Raw genomic sequence first — 20269 nt, forward strand, 5'->3', positions numbered from 1 at the left:
ACAGGCAAGCCATTACCACCGGCAAGCCCCTTTGCCACAGAAGGCCTGTTTCAGGTATCAGGCAAAGGCTTTTTCGCTGATGACCCGGCCGGCCTGCATGCGCACCAGTTGGTCAGCCACGTCGAAGTAACGGTCATCGTGGGAGATGACGATGATGGTCTTGCCCAAGCGTTTGAGGTCCGGCAGCAGCTCGGTGTAGAAAATCCGCCGGAAGGTCGGGTCCTGATCGGCCGCCCACTCGTCAAACACCAGCACTGGGCGCTCATCGAGCCAGGCGTTGACCAGGGCCAGGCGCTTGCGTTGCCCGGTGGACAGGTCGGTGGTGGTGAACGCGCCGTCGCGCACGCTGACCTTGTGCGCGATCTCCAGGCGCTCCAGGTATTGGCTGGCGTCGTCGGGCAGGGCCTTGTCGTTCTGCACCAGGTCGTCGAACAGGAAATAGTCGGCAAAGATCGTGGTGAACATCTGGCGGTAGTCGTCCAGGCCCAGTGCGTCCACGGGCAGGCCGTTGAGGCGGATTTCGCCTTGCTGCGGGGTGTACAGGCCCAGCAGCAGCTTGATCAGGGTGGTTTTGCCACAGCCGTTTTCGCCGACGATAAACAGGATTTCCCCAGGCTCGATGCTCAGGTTGACCGGGCCCAGCTTGAACGGCTCGCTGCCCTCCACGGGCGGGAAGGCGTACTGCACGTTGCGCAGTTCCAGGTGCTTCATCACCGGCACGCTTTTGTCGGCGTCATCGAGCAGCAGGTGCGGTTCCGGCGAGGAGAAGCGCTCCGACAGGTCGGCAATGCGGCGGAAGGCAATTTGTGCGCGGCTGATGATCGGCAGGTTGCCGATCAGGTTTTCCAGCGGGCCTTTCATGTACAGCAGCACCAGGACAAAGCCGCTCATCACCGCCGGGTCCGAGCTGGGCCAGAATTGTTGCAGGGTCAGGGCCAGGCCGATGACCACGAAAAACAGCATCGAGCCCAGGCTCTTGGCGATCACGAAGATATTGATCGAGCGGATATGGGTATCGCAGATATGGTCGGCAGTGCCCTGGATATTGCGGGTGTGCATGGCGTGCCGGCGCGGGCGGTGGATGCGCAGTTCCTTGGCGCCCTCGGCAATCGCCGAGTAGTGTTTTTGCAGGTTGTCTTCGGCGTCGCGGGCCGCGTAGAAGCCCTTGATGCCTTTGCTTTGGGCCACGAACTGCACCGCCGAACCGATACCGATGGCCAGCAGGGTCATCAGGAAGATCGGCCAGGATAGCACCGCCAGGTAGCCCAGGCAGCCAAGGATCACTGTGGTGGAAATCGCCAGCGGGGCGAAAGCGAAGGCGAAGTCGCTGATCGTGTCGACGTCATGGGTCAGCACCGGGATCAAGCGGTGGGTGCGATAGCGCTCGATCTGCTCGATGGGCGCGGCGAGCACTTTGGCGCCGAGGTCCTTGCGCAGTTTGGCAATCACCTTCTGCCCGACGAAGTTGGTGCCGATATCGGCGCCGATACTGCTGAGCAAGGCCAAAAGGCACAGCCCGGCGAAGGCCAGGACCACGCCGGTACCCATGCCGTCGGCGCTGTGCAGGCCGCGGTTGACCGTGGCCAGCAGCGCGGTGACGCTGAGGCCGCCGATGATGCCCAGGGTGATGGAAGAAATGACAATCGGTCGATAGGGCTTGAGCAGGCTCAAGAGTTCGCGAATGGCGCTGCGCGGTGCTGCGGTCATGAAACTACCTCGATCGCGACGTGGCTACGTGCTGTGGGCAAGTGAAGGCCTGCGCGCGAAGGTTTACCGCTGGCAGGCCGATAGTAGGAGGACGAGTCGACCGGGGCGCGATTTAGCCTCGCGTCCGGTTGCGCGGGCTCACAGGTCCCGCGCCACCCGCAAGCCCAGCCAGTCGCCGCGCACGTTGGGGTAGAGGTTGTTGCGGTTGCCGGAACGGGAAAACACCGGTGCTTCGCCCCAGTCGTTGCCGCGAATCTGCCGCACCTCGCATTGCCCGGTCAGCCAGGCACTGCCATCGCTGGGCGCGCCCACATAGCTGTCGTTTTCACAGTCTTCGACCCATTCATAAACGTTGCCGTGCATGTCATACACGCCGAACGCATTGGGCGCATAGCTACCGGCGGGTGAGGTGTAGCTGTAGCCATCCGCGGGCCCGTAGGTATTGGCGTGCTTGGCGATGCTGTATTCCTTGCCCTCGTCGAACGGGAACGGGAAGGGCCCGGAGGTACCGCCCCGGGCGGCGTACTCGCGCAGGGATTCGCTGACCAGGCGGTAGTGCTTGCCGGTTTTCTTCGACAGCCAGGCGACATAGGCGTTGGCTTCGGCAAAGTCCATGCACACGGCCGGATGCTTGGCGGTGATGGGGTAGCTGGGCTTGCCAGCCGTGCATTTGCGCCCTGGCCGGTCGTCGCCGTCGGGCATTTTGTAGCCGGTCTCTTGTATAAAGCGGTCCCACTCGCCGGCCAATACCTGGAAGCGGCTGATGGCCACGGGTTTGGCAAAGGTCACGTCATGGATCGGGCCTTCATCGGGCTGGCGGCCGACTTCGTCGTCCGGGGTGCCCATCTTGAAGGTGCCGGTGGGCAGCACCACCATTTCCGGGCAGTGCTTGCAGTCCTTGAACACGGTGCCGGGCTTGGGCGGCGTTGCGGCCTGGGCGGCTGGCGCCAGGCAGGCGATCAATGCCGTCAGGGCCAGTGACTTGAGCAGCGTTGGGATGAGCGGTTCATCGTTCATGAGTCGTCTCGATAACAAGAAAAAGGCGTCAAAGGGTTTTGTCGAGCAGCGCCAGGAAGCGGTCGACTTCATCTTCGGTATTGAGCAAACCCGGCGCAGTGCGTACCACCGGGCCGACGTCGCGGTTCACCGCGTCGCTGATGACCCGGTTACGCATCAGGTAGGCGGCCACCTTGTCGCTGTCCTGGCCCTTGACCCGGAAGAAGCTGAAACCGGCCGACAGCTGCGGGTTGGCCGGGGTGATCAACTCGATGTTCGGTCGCGCCTGCAAGCGCTCCTTGAGGTAGGTATTGAGGCTGTGGATGCGCTGCTGGACCTCGGCCTTGCCCAGTTGCAGGTGCAGCTTGAAGGCCTCGTCCAGCGCCCAGCGATGCTCAAAGGCGTGATAGCCGCCGGGGGAGAAGGAGGTAGCAAAATCAGTGTCTTCGGAGAACGTCGGCAGGCTGGGAGTGAGGCTGGTCACCTGCTCCGATGCGGCGCACACCAGGCCGGTGCCCCGTGGCCCGAACATCCATTTATGGGTGCCGGCAATAAAGAAGTCACAGTGCATGTCCGGGAAGGCCAAGTCTTCGACGCCAAAGCCATGCACGCCATCCACCACGTAGAGAATGCGGTCCTTTTCGTCACGCCCCTGGTTGTGGCGCTTGACCAGTTGGCCGATTTCGCTGATCGGCAGCTTCACGCCACTGCCCGATTGAACCCAGGTCATGCCCAGCACCCGGGTGTTGGGGCGAATATTGCGCTCGATGCTCGTCAACACTTCATCGACCGACACTTGGCTGGCGTTGGCGAACAGCTGGATCTTGCGCACCTGGGTGGCGTCGCGCTGGGTGCGGAACGCGAGGATGCTGTCGGTGGAAAAATGTTCGTGCTCGGTGGTGAGGATTTCCTGGTCTGGGCGCACATGGATGCCGCCGTAGATCATCGCCAGCCCTTCGGTGGTACTGCCGGTGAGGGCGATCTGGCCGGGCTTGGTCTGCAGATAGCGCGCGGCCCATTCGCGCACCTGGCCTTCGCGCTTCCAGGGTTCCTGCAGGTCCCAATCCATGGTCAGGCCGGGGTTGCGATCGATGGCGGCGCGGTGGCGCTCGATGGCCTCGCGTACCGGCCTTGGGTGGGAGGTGATCAGGAAGTTGGAGAAGTGGATGTAGTTCGGGTCCTGGTCGAACAGTTGGCGCAGGCCGGCCCATTTATCGGTGGGCGCTGCCTGCACCTGCAGGTTGACCCCCAACGGCAGGCTGGCGGCGAGAATGCCGGCGTGTTTGAGAAAGGTGCGGCGGTCGCTCATGGCGTCTGCTCGCTTGGCAACGCGCCGGGCTTGGCGGACTGTTGCACCTGTTCCCACACCCGCAGGAAATTGCCGCCCCACAACTTGGCGATATCGGCTTCGGAGTAGCCACGGGTGAGCAGTTCGGCGGTCACGTTGCGCACCTCACTCACATCGTTCCAGCCCTTGACGCCGCCGCCCTCGTTGAAGTCCGAGGCGATACCGACATGGTCGATACCGATCTTGCGCACGGTGTAGTCGATGGCATCCCCCAGGTCCTTGAGGCTGGCCTTGGGTTCCTCTTCGAGAATGGAGTAGAGCTCGCTGGCGTACTCGCCGAACTTCTGTTCCGGCCAGGCGGCGATGATCGGGTCACCGGGCATCAGGGCCATCGCCAAGTTGGGCAGGGGCGGCAGATCGAAACGCGCGCGCAGTGCGTTGAGTTTGTCCTGGATCGGTTGGCTCAGCGGGCGCAGGTACCCGCCGAAGGCCACCACTTGCACCACGCCGCCGCTGTTCTTGATCAGTTGCAGTTCTTTGTCGCTGAGGTTGCGCGGGATATCCACCGAGGCGCGGGGCGCGGAGTGGGAGGCAACCATGGGCGTGCGGCTCAGCTGCGCCACTTGCTCGAGGGCGGCGGTGGACATTTGCGACACGTCGATGATCACGCCCAGATCGTTCAGGCGCTGCACCGCTTGCTTGCCGATGGGAGAGAGGCCGCCGAGGGCGTCCGGCGAGTCATTGAAAAACGGCAGCGGGCGCGAGGAGTCGGCCCAACTGTTGTTGCCGATATAGCTGAAGCCGAACATGCGCATGCCCCGCGCCGTCCACATGTCCAGCAGATCCAGATCATTACCCAGGGGGTAGGCGTTGAGCATGCTGATAAAGATCGCAAACTTGCCCTCGCCATGCAGGCGGCGCAAATCGGCCGGGGTGTAGGCAATGCCCACCTGGTTGGGAAAATCACGAACCATGCCGGCAATGATCTTGTAGCGCACCTCTTGCTGGTGTCGGGCTTCGTCGACAAAGCCTGCGGTGGGTTTATGCGGCGCATTGGGGCCGTTCCACAGCTCGGGCCAGCCGAAAATCGTCAACGCCGCCCCCGACAGGCGCCCGCGACTGGCCTTGACCAGGTCGAACTGGCCGCTGCCGTCTTTGTCTGCTTCATGGCCGGCGGTGCCGAAGTCCAGGGGCACGGTGATATGGCTGTCGAACGAGAGCAGGCGGTCCTGCAGTTCATTGGCCTGCTTGATCACTTCCAGCGGGTAACCGGCATTGCCGCCAAACCAGTGGTCCCAGGCAAAGCCTGCGCCGGCAGCAATGGCCAGGGCCAAGGGCAGGCCGATGAATAGAGCCTTTTTCGAACGTGGTTTTGTCATTGCCATCTCAGTCGGTTCGCCTTTGAGGTGCAGGCGCAAGGGGCCTTTGCTATCTGGGAAGAACGAGCGCAAGCCCGGAAAATTTAAGTATCCCCTCCATCAACGGTGGGAGCCGGCTCCCACAGTAAATTTGCTGTCCGGCAAAACGTTCTAGCTTGGATAAAGCCTGCTTCAGGGCTGACACAGGTAGGAACATGACGATTTCTCGACGAGGGTTTATCGCAGGCCTGGCGCTGACCGGCGCCGCCGTACCTGCAGTCTTTTATGCCCATCGCGAGTTGACGCGTGAGGAATTCCCCATCACGCCCGAGGAAGCCACGGTGGACCTGGCGGACGCCGCCGGCCAGCAGTTGGCGGACAGCCTGCGCGGTATCTGGAGCCTGCGCCTGGAAGGGCGCGATGCCGGTCTGCAAGGCTTGCCCCTCGACGATCTGGAACTGTTTATTGATATCGCACCGCGTGGCCGTGGCGTGCGCGGCTACCTGGATACGGCCGCACAGCTGCGCGCAGAGGGTGAGCCGCGCTATCAGGTTCTCGGGGATCTGGCGCCGGGTAATGCGGCGCTGCTGTACTGGCGCCTGATCGATCGCGACGCGCCGGGCGGCATGCCGGCCTATGAATTCAAGATGCGCCTGGATGAAGTCTGGGGTAGCTTCGGCAATGCCGGCAGCGGCACCCTCAGCGGGCAGATCCTCAATCTCGACCGGCCCTTGGCATTGCTGGAGCTGGATAATCGTTTTGTCGCCACCAAGCAGTTGTTCCCTGAAGCCCGCGAACGAATCGGCCTCAACTCGACGCTACTGGCCTGGTTGATAGCCCCCGAGCACCGCCTGTTCCACCAGCTCTGGCACGCCTCGCGGGACCAGTGGCACAAGCTGCCCGAAGACAAGCGCAATGCCCTGCGCGGTATCGGTTGGCAGCCCGGGCCACGGGATAACGAACGCGACGCCCGCGGCCCGCGCAAGGATCGCAATGGCTCGGGGATCGACTTTTTCTTCATGCACCGGCACATGCTCGGCACCGCGCGCGCCCTGCAGGACTTGCCGTCCTGGCCGCGCTTCCCGCAGCCCCAGCCAGAGCTTGAGCGTGATCGCCAGGGCTTTGCGCGCTACTTCGACAATCACGATGGCTTCGCCCTGCCGCCGACCTGGACGGCCAGTGGCGACGAGCAGTACAGCCAGTGGGTCAGTGAGATCAAGGCGGCCGAGACCTATCACAGTAACTTCCAGGTATGGGAGTCGCAGTACCGCGACCCGCGCTACCTGGCCAAATTGACCCTGGGCCAGTTCGGCTCGGAGATTGAACTGGGGCTGCATGATTGGCTGCACATGCGCTGGGCGTCGGTGCCACGGGATCCGTCCAACGGCGCGCCGGTGCCGTTTGCGCGGGATCCGGCGGACTTTGCGGCACGCTGGTATGAGCCCGAGAATGACTTTTTGGGCGACCCGTTTTCTTCCCATGTGAACCCGGTGTTCTGGCATTTCCATGGTTGGATCGATGACCGGCTAGAGGATTGGTTTCGCGCCCATCAACGCTTTCATCCGGGTGAGCTGAGCCGCCTGGAGGTCAACGGTGTGCCATGGTTTGCGCCTGGACGTTGGGTCGAGGTGGCTGATCCGTGGCTGGGGCCGGATACCCATGGCTGCAGCACCACCCCCGGACTGCAGATGGGCCGCACCGTGGAAATGGACCCGGAAACCATGAAACTGGCGTTGCGCATCACCTTCGGTGCTGACGACGACAAACTGCAGGACTTGTTCCGCAAGGTGCCGAAACGGCCGTGGTATGCGCGGCATTTGAAGGTCAAGGAACGCACGCTTTAACCGCCGCGTGTGTGGCCTTGTTGTGGCTAGCTGGCTTTTTGTGGGGAGCGGGCTTGCTGTGGGGAGCGGGGCTTGCTGTGGCGAGCGGGCTTGTTGTGGCGAGCGGGCTTGCCCCGCGCTGGGCTGCGAAGCGGCCCTAAAACCTGCCACCTCGGTTTGTCTGAATAAACGCGGGGCGTTTAGGGGGCTGCTACGCAGCCCAGCGCGGGGGCAAGCCCGCTCGCCACGACAAGCCTGTTAGCCACAAAAAGCCTAGTTGCCACAGATACTTGCCACAGATACAGCCCACACACCGTCAGATCCTCATCGTTGAAGATCGGATGCCTGCCAACCGCCGCCCAGTGCCTTGTACAGCGCAATACTCGCCGCCAACCGCGCTTGACGCAGTTGCACGTTCAAATCCTGGGCGGCATACAGCGTGCGTTGGGTTTCCAGTACGGTCAGCAAGTCCTCCGCGCCAGCCTCGTAGCGACTCTGGGCAATACGGAACGCCGTCTGCGCCTGGCTCAATTCCTCCTGCTGCCACTGACGCTGTTCGTCCAGCCGGCGAATGCTGCTCAAGGCCTTCTCCACATCGGCAAAGCCATTGATGATCACTGCGCGATAGGTTTGCAGCAGCTCATCCTGGCGTGCCGTGGCCTTGTCGCGTTCGGCGCTGAGGCGGCCGTTGTTGAAGATCGGTGCGATCAGCCCGCCCGTGAGGTTGTAGAGCGGGTTGCGCAGCATATCGGCGGCGCGGTTGGCGCCGGAGCCCAGGTTGGCGGTCAGGGTGACGCTGGGCAGCATGGCGGCGCGGGCGACGATGATGTCGGCCTGGGCGGCCGCCAGTTGTGCTTCGGCACTGGCGATGTCCGGGCGGCGGCTGAGCAGGTCGCTGGGCACGCCGGCGGCGATGCTCGGCCAGCGCAGTTGATCAAAGGCCTGGGGCGTCAGTTGCAGCGCTTGTACCGGTTGGCCGAGCAGGGCGGCCAGGCTGATTCGCGCAGCCTCGGCGCGCTGGCGTACTTCTGGCAACTGGCGTTGCTGGGCGGCGACCAGGCTCTTTTGCTGCGCCAGCTCCAGATTAGTGGCAGAGCCGGCGTCATACCGGGTCTGTACCAGCTTGAGCACGTTCTGCGCATTGGCCAGGTTGAGTTCGGCGATGCGTTGTTGCTCGTGCAGGGCCAGGAGCTGGGTGTAGGTGGTGGCCACGCCGCTGAGCAGGGTCAACTCCACCGTGGCGCGCTCGAATTCGCTGGCGCGCACCGCCAGCTCTGCACTGTCGCGCGCGGCGCGCTTGCCGCCCCAGAAGTCGATTTCGTAGCTGGCCGTCAGGCTGGCATTGAAGTAGTCCACCGCGTCATTGTTGTTGCTGTTGTTGTCGTCGTCATCCAGTTCGCTGTGGCCCTTGCCGCGCAGGAGTTTCTGGCGGTTGGCGTTGAGTCCGCCCTTGAGTTCGGGCAGCAACGGCGCGCCGGCCACCACCGCGCCGGCCTGGGCCTGACGCACCCGCGCCTTGGCGCTGGCCAGGTCGAAGCTGGCGCTGCGGGCCTGTTCGATCAGTTGGTCGAGCTGCGGGCTGGCAAAGGCCGTCCACCATTGCTGGTTGACGTGCAGGGCGTTGGCCTGGCTCGCACTATCCCAGGTGGGCGGTGGTTGCAAGCCGCTGTCCGGGCGCTGCGCCGGATTGCTGCACGCGGCCAACAGCAGGCTGGCGGCGACAAGGGTCAAGTGCGCTTTCATAGGGCGATCATTCACTGGTAAGGGCCGTGACCGGGTCGAGCCGGGCTGCTTTGCGGGCGGGCATAAAGCCGAAGATGACGCCGGTGACCAGGGCGCAGGCGAAGGCGCCCAAGGCGGCAGGCAGCGAGAAGGCGACAGCCACGCTGCTGAGGATCAGCGCGCCACCCACCAGCAGGGCCAGGCCGATCCCGGCCACCCCGCCGACCACCGTGAGCATCACCGCTTCGGTGAGGAACTGGCGCAGGATGTCCCGCTGTCGAGCGCCGGTGGCCATGCGGATGCCGATTTCCCGGGTGCGTTCGCGGACGGTCATCAGCATGATGTTCATCACCCCGATGCCGCCCACCAGCAACGAGATGGCGGCAATCGAGCCGAGCATCAGCGACAGGGTGTTCTGGGTCCGGGCTTCGGCCTGGATCATCGCGGCGTTGTTGGTCAGTTCGAAATCACGCTTGCCGTTGTGCAGGCGCAGCAGCAGTTGCTCGATGGCTTTTTCTGCCTCATGCACCTTGCGCGCGTCGGCGGCGGCAATCACTACGTATTCAGGGTTGTAGCTGCCGAACAGGCGGATACTCGCGGCGGAGTAGGGGATGGCGATACGGTCGTCGCTGTCCTTGTCGCCGGAACTGGCGCCTTTTTCGGCGAGTACGCCGATCACCTGGAACGGCACGTTTTCGATCAGGATGTATTGGCCGATGGGGCTGGGCAGGTCCTTGAACAGCTTGTCGCGCACCCGTTTGCCAATCACTGCGACGGTCGCGGCGGCGCGCTCGTCAGCCTCGGTGAAGTAGCTGCCCTCGACCACCGGCCAGTTGAAGATCGCCGGGAAGTTGGTGTCGTTGCCGCCGACGTAGGCCATGTGGTCGACATTACCGAAACGCACCCCGGCCTCCGCGCCATTGACCGGCATGATGCGCTTGACCTGGGGCAGGGCGGCCATGGCGGCGACGTCGTTCATGGTGATGATGCCGGGCGGTGTGCGCGGGTTGGGCGCCGAGCCGCTGACATAAAGGATATTGGAGCCAAAGGCGCCCATCTGTGCCATGACCTGGCGCTTGCTGCCTTCACCCACGGCGAGCATCACCACCACCGAGGCCACGCCGATAATGATCCCCAGCAAGGTCAGGGCCGTGCGGAAGCGGTTGATCCACATCACCCGCCAGGCCGCCTGCACCGCGTCCAGCAGTTCGGCTTTCCACGCGCCGTTGTGCTCGGCGCCATCGGCCAGGCGTTGGCGCAGGTCCACCGCTTGCAGAGCCTTGGGGTTGAGCTCGGCGGCAGGTTGGTCGTGGGTGTTGGGGGTGTCGCTGATGATCAGGCCGTCGCGGATTTCGATGATGCGCTTGGCCCGGGCCGCGACTTCGCGGTCATGGGTAATCAGGATCACCACGTGACCCTGGCTGGCCAGTTCGTCGAGTAGGGTCATGACCTCGGCGCCGCTATGGCTGTCGAGGGCGCCGGTGGGTTCGTCGGCGAGGATGATATGGCCGCCGTTCATCAAGGCCCGGGCAATCGACACCCGTTGCTGCTGGCCGCCGGACAGTTGGTGCGGGCGGTTGCCGGTGCGCCCGGCCAGCCCCAGGCGGGTCAGCAGGGCGGCGGCGCGGGCGTGGCGCTCGGCGGCGGGCGTGCCGGCATAGATCGCCGGCATCTCGACGTTTTCCTGGGCCGAGCCGGAGGGGATCAGGTGGTAGCCCTGGAACACAAAGCCAAAGGCCTCGCGGCGCAGCCAGGCCAGTTCGTCGGTGTCCAGTTGGGCCACGTTCTCCCCAGCGAACAGGTATTGGCCGACAGTGGGGCGGTCGAGGCAGCCGAGGATGTTCATCAAGGTGGACTTGCCCGAGCCTGAGGCCCCGACAATCGCCACGAATTCCCCGGCATGGATCGACAGGTCGATCCCGCGCAGCACGTCGACCTGGGGCGCATCACCGCCACCGTAAGATTTGCGGATGTCCCGAAGTTCGATCAGCGGCGTCAACATTCAGCCTCCGCTGCTTTGGGCGGGGCCGATCAGCAGGTGATCGCCTTCGTTGAGGCCATCGAGGATCTGGATGCGCAGGCGATCACTGATACCGACCCGCACCTCACGGTCTTCGATGCTGCCGTCCTTGGCTACCACGCGGGCCAGTTGCAGGTCGGGGCGGGTGCCGCCTTGCAGGGCTGCAACCGGCGCGGTCAGCGCATTGGTGACGCGACTGGCGACGAAAAACACCTGGGCGGTCATTTCTGCCATCAGCGCATTGTCGGCGTTATCCACATCCAGCAGCACGGTGTAGAGCACCACGCGGCCGCTGCCGCTCTTGCTCGAGCTGCTGGGGCTGCCGCCGCCCTGGCTGGTTTCGTTGAGGGGCTTGGGCGGCACCGGCAGGATCTGGCGCACGGTGCTGGTCCAGCGCCGGTTGCCGCCGCTCAGGGTGGTGAAATAGGCCTGCATGCCGGGTTTGACATGGCCGATATCGGCTTCCGAGACCTCCGCCCAGACGGTCATGGGCGACAGGTTGGCGATCCGCAGGATCAGCGGCGTCTGTTGCTGGCTGTTGAGGGTCTGGCCTTCGCGGGCATCCACGGCCACTACGGTGCCGGAGATCGGCGCATAGATGCGCGTGTAGCCCAACTCGGCCTGATCGACCCGCAGCGTGGCCTGGGCCTGGCTGATCTGGGCCTTGAACATGTTGATGCGTGCCTGGGTGGCGTCCAGTTCGGCCTGGGCAGTTTGCACGTCTTCATCGCGGGTGGCGCCACCCGCCGCGAGACGTTGCTGGCGCTGGAACTTCTGCTGCGCCAGGCGGTTTTGCGCGTGCTGCTCCTGCAGTTGGGCCTGCAGATTGGCGATGGAGTAGCGAGTGGCGTCGAGCTTGGCTTGTTGGGTGGCGGGATCGATTTCTACCAGCAGGTCGCCTTCCTTGACCTGGGCGCCGGCTTCGACGTGAATCCGCCGGATCTGCCCCGACGCCTGGGCGCCGACATCGACGTAGCGCCGCGGTTGCAGGGTGCCGAGGGCGGTGACACTGCTCTCGATATCGGCGCGGTGTACCTGCAGGGTGGCAAATTTATCCCGGCCGGGCGGGATCAGTTGCCAGGCGGCGAAGGCGGCCACGGGGATCAGGCAAAGTGCTGCCAGCAGAGCGCGCCGGGTATGTCGGGGACGGTTCATGCACGGGTTCCAGCCAGGAAAGTTCGGACCGCAGCTCAATCGCCCAGAGGGGCAGAGACAGGCGCGGGAAGCTGTCAGGTAAACGAGGTATTTGCTCTGAAATTTAACTGCTTACATACGCCGTTACAGCTGGGCGAAACGCCAGTATTGGGCGGCGAAGGTGAGGCAAATCAAATCTAGATGAGAATGACTATAAATTAGAAGGGCTCAAACTGCCATCACTGCGCGGCGCGGCAACCGCTGTCGCGGCTGCTGGGATGAATCAGGTGCGTGCCTTAAATTTTTTTTCATGGTCCTCGTTTCCTATCAACACATGGCCTGTTGTTCAGCAGGTCGCCCAGGCTTTCCGCCCCACCGCCACGGGGCTTATCCAGAGGACACTGGAATGACACAGGCAATTGCATCGCCCGCGGTTCACGACCTGATCGGTATTGGTTTCGGTCCTTCGAACCTGGCGCTGGCCATCGCCCTGCAAGAGCGCGAGAAAGCCCAGGGCAAGCTCGATGTACTGTTTCTTGACAAGCAGGCCGACTACCGCTGGCACGGCAACACCCTGGTGAGCCAGAGCGAGCTACAGATTTCCTTCCTCAAGGATCTGGTGACCCTGCGCAACCCCACCAGCCCCTATTCCTTCGTCAATTACCTCAAGGCCCACGGGCGCCTGGTGGACTTTATCAACCTGGGCACGTTCTACCCATGCCGCATGGAGTACAACGACTACCTGCGCTGGGTCGCCGGGCAATTTACCGAGCAGAGCCGCTATGGTGAGGAAGTGCTGGCCATCGAGCCGATCCTGCATCAGCAGCAGGTCGAGGCGCTGCGGGTGATCTCCCGCGATGCCCACGGCGAGCAACTGGTGCGCACCGCGCGCTCGGTGGTGGTCAGTGCCGGTGGCACGCCACGGATTCCCGAGGCGTTCAAGGCGCTCAAGGATGACGGGCGAGTGTTCCACCATTCCCAGTACCTGTCGCGCATGGCCCAGCAGCCCTGTGTCGACGGCAAGCCAATGCGCATTGCGATCATCGGCGGAGGGCAGAGCGCGGCCGAGGCGTTTATCGATCTGAACGACAGCTTCCCTTCGGTGCAGGTGGATATCATCCTGCGCGGCTCGGCCCTCAAGCCTGCCGATGACAGCCCGTTCGTCAACGAAGTGTTCTCCCCGGAGTTCACCGACCTGGTGTTCCAACAGCCCAGCAGCGAGCGCGAACGCCTGGTCAACGAGTACCACAACACCAACTATTCGGTGGTGGACCTGGACCTGATCGAGCGTATCTACGGGATTTTCTACCGGCAGAAAGTCTCGGGCATCGCCCGTCACGCCTTCCGCACCCTGGCCACCGTGGAAAAAGCCAGTGCCGGGACTTTGGGCATCGAGTTGGTGGTGCGTCACAACGCCACCGGCGAGACCGTGATCAATCACTACGATGCGGTGGTCCTGGCCACTGGCTATGAGCGGCAGATGCATCGCCAGTTGCTGGCGCCGCTCGAGGCCTATATGGGTGAGTTTGAAGTGAGTCGCGACTACCGCGTGGTCACCGACGAGCGCTGCAAGGCCGGGATCTACATGCAGGGTTTCAGCCAGGCCAGTCATGGCTTGAGCGATACCTTGCTGTCGATCCTGCCGATTCGTGCCGACGAGATTGCCGCGTCGCTGCATGAGCATGATCGGCGCCTGGGCCAGGGGCGTTCGGTGCGTGACGTGCTGCTGGCCACCGCGAGCTGACAGCGCCGCGGATCGTTCCCGCGCCTGCGGGAGCGATCCTTGCCTGAACCCTTGCTGAAGAAGCCGCCGATTCGCCGCACTGTCACTTTGCTCGCGCAGACTGCGGGCGTAAGCTGCGCCGGTTTTCAACCATAGCGCAGACTTTCGTGAACAGACTTTCGAGTGACAGTTGTCGACCCGGCTTGGCCAGCTGACGCGCATCCCCATGCCGTTGCCTCGCCGTTAAAGCGAGAAGCGGTATTTCGGTGGCGAACCGTCCTGGTTCCTACCTGATCCCCCTTTTTTCGACGCTGATTCTGCGGGCAATCAAAGGGAGATTCATCATGCAAGCCCTCAACAACATCAATCTCGATTCCCTGATCGACACCGTGGTCAGCCTCAGCGCGGCCTTTATTCTCGGTGGGCTGATCGGCTTTGAGCGCCAGTTCCGCCAGCGTACGGCGGGGCTGCGCACCAACGTGCTGGTGGCGGTGGGAGCGGCGATCTTTGTCGACATGGCCAACCGCCTGGCCGGGGCCGAAGGCGCCGTGCGGGTGGTGGCGTATGTGGTGTCGGGCATTGGCTTTCTCGGCGCCGGGGTGATCATGCGCGAGGAGGGCAACGTGCGCGGGCTCAATACCGCTGCCACGCTGTGGACGTCCGCCGCCGTGGGCGCCTGTGCCGGTGCGGACCTGATCCTCGAGGCGTTCCTGGGCACGATGTTTGTGCTGGCGGCCAACACGCTGCTGCGCCCGATCGTCAATAACATCAACCGCCAGCCGCTGGATGTGGTGTCTGCCGAGGTCACCAACATCCTCTACGTGATTGCGCGGCGTACCCAGCAGCAAGCGGTGATGGCCTTGCTGGAGTCGGAATTGGCGCGCTGCAACTACCCAGCCAGTGATGTCGACGTCCGTCCGTTCGGCAGTGATGAGGTGGAGATCGAGGCCACCCTGGCGGCCAATTCGGTTGACGGCGACGAGCTGGATGCTCTGGTCACGCGGATTTCACAGTCGACTCTGGTGGTGCAAGCGTTCTGGAGCCCCAGCACCACGGACTGATGGCAAAGGCTTACACCAGCCACGCTGTGGCGAGTGGGCTTTTTGTGGCGAGCGGGCTTGTTGTGGCGAGCGGGCTTGCCCCGCGCTGGGCTGCGCAGCAGCCCCAATATGGCCCATCCATTTTTTATCAGATACACCGAGGTGGCTGGTTTTGGGGCTGCTGCGCAGCCCAGCGCGGGGCAAGCCCGCTCGCCACAACAAGCCCGTCCTCCACAGCAAGCCTGCACCCCACAGCTCGGCGGTTGCGCTCAACTGATCGGAACTAGTCAAAAGCGGTTTCTCAAACACCTTGAAAGGGATGTGCCTTAGAAGAGGGAGGCGGTTTTTTGTGTGTATTTGACTACGCTTTGGTGAGGATTAGTCCTACAAGATGCCCGGATTTTCCCTTCGGCTAAGGCATCGTTGCGTTGTTAATGTTGCGCCGTTGCACCTAGCCAGGTTCCGTTGAAACGTTCTGTGTAGACAGTGCCGCTGGTCGGAACTGTTACTTTTCACAGGTACAGGGGTTTCGTGCGATGTGTAAAGGTATTGGCGCCTCAAACAGTGGAAGTGCGCCAGTAATGCAACTAATCGGTGGTGTCTTTCCAGGGAGTCGCATGAGCAAAGCATTAATCGTGGATGATCATCCGTTCATTCGTGCAACTGTCAGGTACCTGTTGCGCCAGGAGGGCTTCGAGAAAATTTTCGAGGCTGGCAACGGGGCTGATGCCTTACAGATTGCCAGGGAGGAACGACCTGACCTGATCATTCTGGACTTGGCGATGCCCAAATTGGGCGGGCTGGAGGTGATAAGCCGGATCAAGACTTTGGGCCTGCCCTGCAAGATTTTGGTCCTGACCTCGTATCTGGCGGTATTTTTCTCGGCTCGTTGCATGCGTGCCGGGGCGATGGGGTTTGTCGCGAAAACCGGTGAATTGGATGAGTTGCAGAAGGCCATTAAGGCAGTCATGTCCAACTACAGCTGTTTCCCCAGCCTGCCGACCAGCTCCGTGCGCAAGGACGACTTGCAGACCACGGAACTGCAACTGGTCGAGGCGCTTTCGGACCGGGAACTGACGGTACTGCAGAAGCTGGCGTTGGGCCTGGGCAACAAGGAGATCGCCGAGGACATGCTGCTGAGTCACAAGACCATCAGCACTTACAAAACACGGTTGAAGGAGAAGTTGCGTATGTCTTCGGTGGTTCATCTGTCCAAGTTCGCCCAGCGTAATCATCTGATCTGACATGCCGACGTCTTTGGGCAAGTGGCTCGCGGTACTCTGGCTGGCGAGCCTGTCACTCACTATCAACGTGGCGCTGGGTGCGCCACAGCAACTGCAACTGTTGGGGCACTCGAGTCTAGATGCTGCGCAGGTGCACCTCAAAGAAGCGGACTGGCGGTGGCTGCGCGAGCGCCGCACCCTGGTCATGGGCGTGTCCGCCCCCGACTATGCCCCTTTCGATCTGACGAACAACAACGACGAGCTGGAGGGGATCACCGCCGATTACGCGTCATTGATCGCGCAGATGTTGAACGTGACCATCCAGGTCCAGCGCTACGAGCACCGGGATGAGGTCATCGATGCCCTCAAGCGTGGTGACGTCGACTTCCTGGGCACGGCCAATGGCTACGAGGCGGCGGATCCGCATTTGAAGCTTTCGCGCCCGTACGCCAACGATCAGCCGACCCTGGTGACGCGTGTCGGAGACAGCCAGGCCCTGAGCGGCGAGCTTGATGGCAAGCGTCTGGCGATGCTTTATCACTACATGCCGGCCAATACGGTGGCGTCCTATTACGCCAACGCCTCGTTGCAGCTCTATTCGTCGACCTTCGAGGCGATTGGTGCCGTTGCCTTCGGCCAGGCGGATGTGTATCTGGGCGATGCGATCAGCTCCAACTATCTGATTAACAAAAACCACCTCAATAACGTGCGCATGGCTGACTTTTCCAGCCTGGAGGTCAACCCCTTCGCGTTCGCGTTCGCCGAGGAAAATTCAGACTTGTTGAATATCTTCAATGCGGCGTTGGAGATGATTCCGGCCAATGAGCAGATGGAGATCCTGCGGCGCTGGAGTTCTGGCAACCTGGGGGTCATTGGCCGCGAGCGCCTGCGCCTGAGTGCCAGTGAGCAGCGTTGGCTGGACAAGCACCCACGGGTCAAGGTGACGGCACTCGACAAATTTCAGCCCTTGTCTTTTTTCAATGACCACGGGCAATTGCAAGGCTTGAGCGCCGAGGTGCTGGCCCAGATCAGCTTGCGCACCGGTCTGAAGTTCGATGTGGTGCGTGGTCAGTCACTGCCCCGTCAAGTCAGCCAGGTCAGCGAGGGCAGCGCGGATATGATCGCGTTCATTACCCCGAGCGTGGATCGTGAGGACCTGATCCGCTTTACCCGCCCGTACCTGAACAACCCGTTTGTGCTGATCTCGCGCGACGATGGCAGCCGTCCGATCACCATCGAGGACATGGCCGGCAAGCGCCTGGCGGTGATCCGCGGCAGCGTCCAGCGCGAGATCATCAGCCGCGAGTATCCCGATATCCAACTGGTGGACGCCGAGGATTCCGCGCAGGCCATGGAGTTGGTCGTCAGTGGCGCGGCGGATGGCACGGTCAATGCGCTGATTATTGCGCGCTACATCATTGCCCAGCACTACCGGGATCGCCTGCGCATCACCAGCACCGTCGGCTCGCAGCCCGCGCGAGTGACCTTTGGCGTGGGGCGCGGTCAATTGGAGTTGTACTCGATCCTGGACAAGGCGCTCTTGAGTATCACGCCCCAGGAAATGGACGAGTTGACCAATCATTGGCGTAGCGAAGTGGTGATTGATGACAGTTACTGGCTGCGCCACCGCAACACAATTATCCAGGGGTTCTCAGTGGCAGCGCTGCTGTTGGCGATTACCCTGGGTTGGGCCATTTACCTGCGCAGCCTGATTCGCAAACGTGGCCAGGCCGAGCGCGCGCTGAGCGACCAGATGCGCTTTATGAGCGTGTTGATCGACGGTACGCCGCACCCGATCTACGTGCGGGACCGCCTGGGCCGGTTGATGGCGTGCAACAGTGCCTACCTCAATGTGTTCGGCTTCCGGCTCGAAGATGTGATCGGCAAGACCGTGGTCGAGACCGACACCGGCAATCACCCCCAGGCCCAGTCCTACCACGAAGACTACTTGCGCCTGATGGAACGTGGAGAGCCGCAGATCCATGACCGTGTGCTCAAGGTGCCGGGCGGGGCGACCCTGACCATTTATCACTGGATGCTGCCTTACCGCGACGGTGACGAAAAAGTAGTAGGGATGATTGCCGGCTGGGTGGACGTCAGCGAACGCCAGCGCTTGCTGGGGCAGTTGCAAGAGGCCAAGGAAGGGGCCGACGCCGCCAACCGGGCCAAGACCACGTTCCTGGCGACCATGAGTCACGAGATCCGCACGCCGATGAATGCGGTGATCGGCATGATCGAGTTGGCGCTGAAAAACGCCGAGCAGGGCCGCATCGACCACGACGCCCTGGCGGTGGCCTCCGATGCTTCGCGCGCCATGCTGGAGTTGATCGGCGACATTCTCGACATTGCCCGGATCGAATCCGGCCACTTGTCCCTGACCCTGGAACCGTCGAACCCGCGGGAGCTGCTGGCCTCGGTGGCCCGTATCTTCGAAGGGTTGGCACGGTCCAAGGGCCTGATGCTGAAGGTGGATCTGGACCCTTTGGTGGACCGTTATGTGATGATCGATCCGCTGCGCTTCAAACAGGTGGTCTCCAATTTGTTGAGCAATGCCATCAAGTTTACTGCCAAGGGCCATGTGCATTTGTGCGCCAGAGGCTCGCCGGCAGTCGCCAATGGCTACGTGACCCTGCGGCTGGTGGTGGAAGACAGCGGGGTGGGGATCAGCGTCGAGGACCAGGCGCGGCTGTTCAATCCGTTTGTCCAGGGGCGCAATACCGACCAGTCGGCACGCAGTGGCTCTGGCCTGGGGCTGGTGATTAGTCGCAGCCTGTGTGAAATGATGGGCGGCCAACTGAAGTTGAGCAGCCGACTGGGGCAGGGGACCCGTGTAGAAGTCACGCTGCCACTGGCGGTGGCGTCCAGCACCTGCGCCTATCATGAGCCGGCTGCATTGGACGCGCCGCCCGCCCGCGCATTGAACATCCTGGTGGTGGATGACTACCCTGCCAACCGCCAATTGCTGACCCGGCAACTGAGCTTCCTGGGGCACCGCATCACTACCGCCACCGATGGTGTGGAAGGCCTGGAGCGCTGGCATGCCGAGCGTTTCGACGGGGTGATCACAGACTGCAATATGCCGCTGAAAAATGGCTATGACCTGGCACGGGAAATCCGTGCCGATGAGCGTGCCCGGGGATTGGCGCCGTGCCTGTTGCTGGGTTTCACCGCCAACGCCCAGCCCGAAGAAACGGAGCGTTGCCTGGCGGCAGGGATGGATGGTTGCCTGTTCAAGCCCACGGGGCTGGAGGACCTGCATGCGGCGCTTGCGCCACGTACCGCCATGCCGTCGGTCCAGGCCGGGGTTGAGGTTGGCGCGGTGCCTGGGGTGGATTTGAGTCGGTTGATGAAGTTGACCGGCTCTGACGTGGGCGCCATCAAGGAGTTGCTGGCACCGCTGCTCGAGAGCCTTGCCGCCGACCGCCCGCTATTGCAGGAACTGCCCAAAAAACACGACTACGCCCAGTTGCATGACCTGGCTCACCGCACCAAGGGCGGGGCGCGTCTGGTCTCGGCCCAGGCATTGGTCAGCCACTGTGAGGCGCTGGAAGCCGCCTGTGAACGGCGCGACCCTCAGGCATTGGCCGCTGCGGTGGCGAGCGTGCAGCAAGCCATTGACCAGTTGCATCAGGCCCTGACCGACTACTGCGATCATGCATAAATGTAGGATTTGGGAGAAATCCTACGAGTAGGGGGAACTCCGCTGATTTTGTAGTCCAATTATGTCTGGAACAGTAGCGCGCTCCTTCTTGCCACGAGCGCGACCTGCTCAGGGACTTGCCATGCCCACCAAAGCACTGACCATCCTGATCGCTGATGAACAGCACCTGCAACGGCTGCACATCGAAAAAATGCTCAACCAGTTGGGCTACTACCGGATCGTCCCGGTGCAGACTTTTGAGGAAGTGCTGATCCTCACCGACATCCCGGCCGAGCCCTTCGATGTGCTGATTATTCATGCGGGCCTGGCTGCCAGCGCGGGCAGAGCGTTGGCGCTGGCGCAGCAACAGCAGGTGCGCCATGTGCTGGTCTATGACGACCAGGACCTGAAGCCAACGTCCTCCCTGGCGCCCCTGGTTCTGGTGCGTTTGCCGGGATCGCCCGACAGCGTCACCCTGGAACACTTCATGGACATCATCGACCCGCCGTCGCCGGCCAGCGGCTTGCGGGTCTTGCCGTGGCTGCGGGAACTGGCGCGCAGCCCGGTGGTTTAGCTCAGTCCCATTGCGTAATAC

At 62.7% G+C, this 20269-nt stretch carries 13 protein-coding genes; 6 read left to right on the forward strand and 7 right to left on the reverse strand.

The genetic code is table 11. From position 1 onward, the window contains the following. Positions 1-57 precede the first annotated feature (57 nt). The 4 genes from JTY93_RS09960 to pvdM all read right to left on the reverse strand — a co-directional run bounded on the left by JTY93_RS09960 (position 58) and on the right by pvdM (position 5370). Complete coding sequence (locus tag JTY93_RS09960) at positions 58-1707, reverse strand: cyclic peptide export ABC transporter (RefSeq protein ID WP_205476301.1); 1650 nt, start codon at positions 1705-1707, stop codon at positions 58-60. A gap of 138 nt (positions 1708-1845) precedes the next feature. Further along, the gene (gene pvdO / locus JTY93_RS09965) at positions 1846-2724 is read right to left on the reverse strand and encodes a dihydropyoverdine dehydrogenase (RefSeq protein ID WP_205476302.1); all 879 of its coding nucleotides are present in this window, start codon (positions 2722-2724) and stop codon (positions 1846-1848) included. A gap of 28 nt (positions 2725-2752) precedes the next feature. After that, positions 2753-4012 carry a pyoverdine-tailoring periplasmic protein PvdN gene (pvdN, locus tag JTY93_RS09970; RefSeq protein ID WP_205476303.1) on the reverse strand — a complete coding sequence of 420 codons (1260 nt, stop codon included), beginning with the start codon at positions 4010-4012 and terminating at the stop codon, positions 2753-2755. Next, a complete protein-coding gene (gene pvdM, locus JTY93_RS09975) occupies positions 4009-5370 on the reverse strand; it encodes a dipeptidase (RefSeq protein WP_205476304.1) in 1362 nt (453 codons plus the stop codon). Before pvdM ends, pvdN begins: the two co-directional genes overlap by 4 nt. A 194-nt stretch (positions 5371-5564) precedes the next feature. On the opposite strand from pvdM, the gene pvdP reads away from it, so the two are divergent. Next, positions 5565-7193: a pyoverdine maturation tyrosinase PvdP gene (gene pvdP, locus JTY93_RS09980; RefSeq protein ID WP_205476305.1), complete on the forward strand. Its 1629-nt coding sequence runs from the start codon at positions 5565-5567 to the stop codon at positions 7191-7193. A 303-nt stretch (positions 7194-7496) separates the two neighbouring features. Here pvdP and JTY93_RS09985 read toward each other — a convergent pair whose 3' ends face one another. From JTY93_RS09985 to JTY93_RS09995, 3 genes are read right to left on the reverse strand one after another with little or no spacing between them, the layout of a single operon-like run. Next, positions 7497-8915, reverse strand: a complete 1419-nt coding sequence (locus tag JTY93_RS09985; RefSeq protein ID WP_205476306.1) for an efflux transporter outer membrane subunit — start codon at positions 8913-8915, stop codon at positions 7497-7499. Between the two features lie 7 nt (positions 8916-8922). Further along, positions 8923-10896, reverse strand: a complete 1974-nt coding sequence (locus tag JTY93_RS09990) for a MacB family efflux pump subunit (RefSeq protein WP_205476307.1) — start codon at positions 10894-10896, stop codon at positions 8923-8925. Beyond that, complete coding sequence (locus JTY93_RS09995) at positions 10897-12069, reverse strand: efflux RND transporter periplasmic adaptor subunit (protein ID WP_205476308.1); 1173 nt, start codon at positions 12067-12069, stop codon at positions 10897-10899. Between the two features lie 385 nt (positions 12070-12454). Between JTY93_RS09995 and JTY93_RS10000 the strand changes: the two genes are divergently transcribed. The 5 genes from JTY93_RS10000 (at position 12455) to JTY93_RS10020 (ending at position 20248) form a co-directional block, all read left to right on the forward strand. Then, positions 12455-13792 carry a lysine N(6)-hydroxylase/L-ornithine N(5)-oxygenase family protein gene (locus tag JTY93_RS10000; protein ID WP_205476309.1) on the forward strand — a complete coding sequence of 446 codons (1338 nt, stop codon included), beginning with the start codon at positions 12455-12457 and terminating at the stop codon, positions 13790-13792. Positions 13793-14115: 323 nt separating this feature from the next. Then, the gene (locus JTY93_RS10005) at positions 14116-14832 is read left to right on the forward strand and encodes an MgtC/SapB family protein (RefSeq protein ID WP_029293117.1); all 717 of its coding nucleotides are present in this window, start codon (positions 14116-14118) and stop codon (positions 14830-14832) included. 596 nt (positions 14833-15428) lie between these two features. Further along, positions 15429-16055: a response regulator transcription factor gene (locus JTY93_RS10010; protein WP_169996537.1), complete on the forward strand. Its 627-nt coding sequence runs from the start codon at positions 15429-15431 to the stop codon at positions 16053-16055. Between the two features lies 1 nt (position 16056). Further along, complete coding sequence (locus JTY93_RS10015) at positions 16057-19695, forward strand: transporter substrate-binding domain-containing protein (RefSeq protein ID WP_205476310.1); 3639 nt, start codon at positions 16057-16059, stop codon at positions 19693-19695. A 121-nt stretch (positions 19696-19816) separates the two neighbouring features. Continuing rightward, positions 19817-20248 carry a chemotaxis protein CheY gene (locus tag JTY93_RS10020; protein WP_205476311.1) on the forward strand — a complete coding sequence of 144 codons (432 nt, stop codon included), beginning with the start codon at positions 19817-19819 and terminating at the stop codon, positions 20246-20248. The last annotated feature ends 21 nt before the right edge of the window (positions 20249-20269 follow it).

The sequence above is a fragment of the Pseudomonas hygromyciniae genome (assembly GCF_016925675.1).
Classification (GTDB): Bacteria; Pseudomonadota; Gammaproteobacteria; order Pseudomonadales; family Pseudomonadaceae; genus Aquipseudomonas; species Aquipseudomonas hygromyciniae.

Coding starts and splice junctions, on each gene's coding strand:
- JTY93_RS09960 (WP_205476301.1), bottom strand. CDS start 1,707: ATGACCGCAGCACCGCGCAGCGCCATTCGCGAACTCTTGAGCCTGCTC.
- pvdO (WP_205476302.1), bottom strand. CDS start 2,724: ATGAACGATGAACCGCTCATCCCAACGCTGCTCAAGTCACTGGCCCTG.
- pvdN (WP_205476303.1), bottom strand. CDS start 4,012: ATGAGCGACCGCCGCACCTTTCTCAAACACGCCGGCATTCTCGCCGCC.
- pvdM (WP_205476304.1), bottom strand. CDS start 5,370: ATGACAAAACCACGTTCGAAAAAGGCTCTATTCATCGGCCTGCCCTTG.
- pvdP (WP_205476305.1), top strand. CDS start 5,565: ATGACGATTTCTCGACGAGGGTTTATCGCAGGCCTGGCGCTGACCGGC.
- JTY93_RS09985 (WP_205476306.1), bottom strand. CDS start 8,915: ATGAAAGCGCACTTGACCCTTGTCGCCGCCAGCCTGCTGTTGGCCGCG.
- JTY93_RS09990 (WP_205476307.1), bottom strand. CDS start 10,896: ATGTTGACGCCGCTGATCGAACTTCGGGACATCCGCAAATCTTACGGT.
- JTY93_RS09995 (WP_205476308.1), bottom strand. CDS start 12,069: ATGAACCGTCCCCGACATACCCGGCGCGCTCTGCTGGCAGCACTTTGC.
- JTY93_RS10000 (WP_205476309.1), top strand. CDS start 12,455: ATGACACAGGCAATTGCATCGCCCGCGGTTCACGACCTGATCGGTATT.
- JTY93_RS10005 (WP_029293117.1), top strand. CDS start 14,116: ATGCAAGCCCTCAACAACATCAATCTCGATTCCCTGATCGACACCGTG.
- JTY93_RS10010 (WP_169996537.1), top strand. CDS start 15,429: ATGAGCAAAGCATTAATCGTGGATGATCATCCGTTCATTCGTGCAACT.
- JTY93_RS10015 (WP_205476310.1), top strand. CDS start 16,057: ATGCCGACGTCTTTGGGCAAGTGGCTCGCGGTACTCTGGCTGGCGAGC.
- JTY93_RS10020 (WP_205476311.1), top strand. CDS start 19,817: ATGCCCACCAAAGCACTGACCATCCTGATCGCTGATGAACAGCACCTG.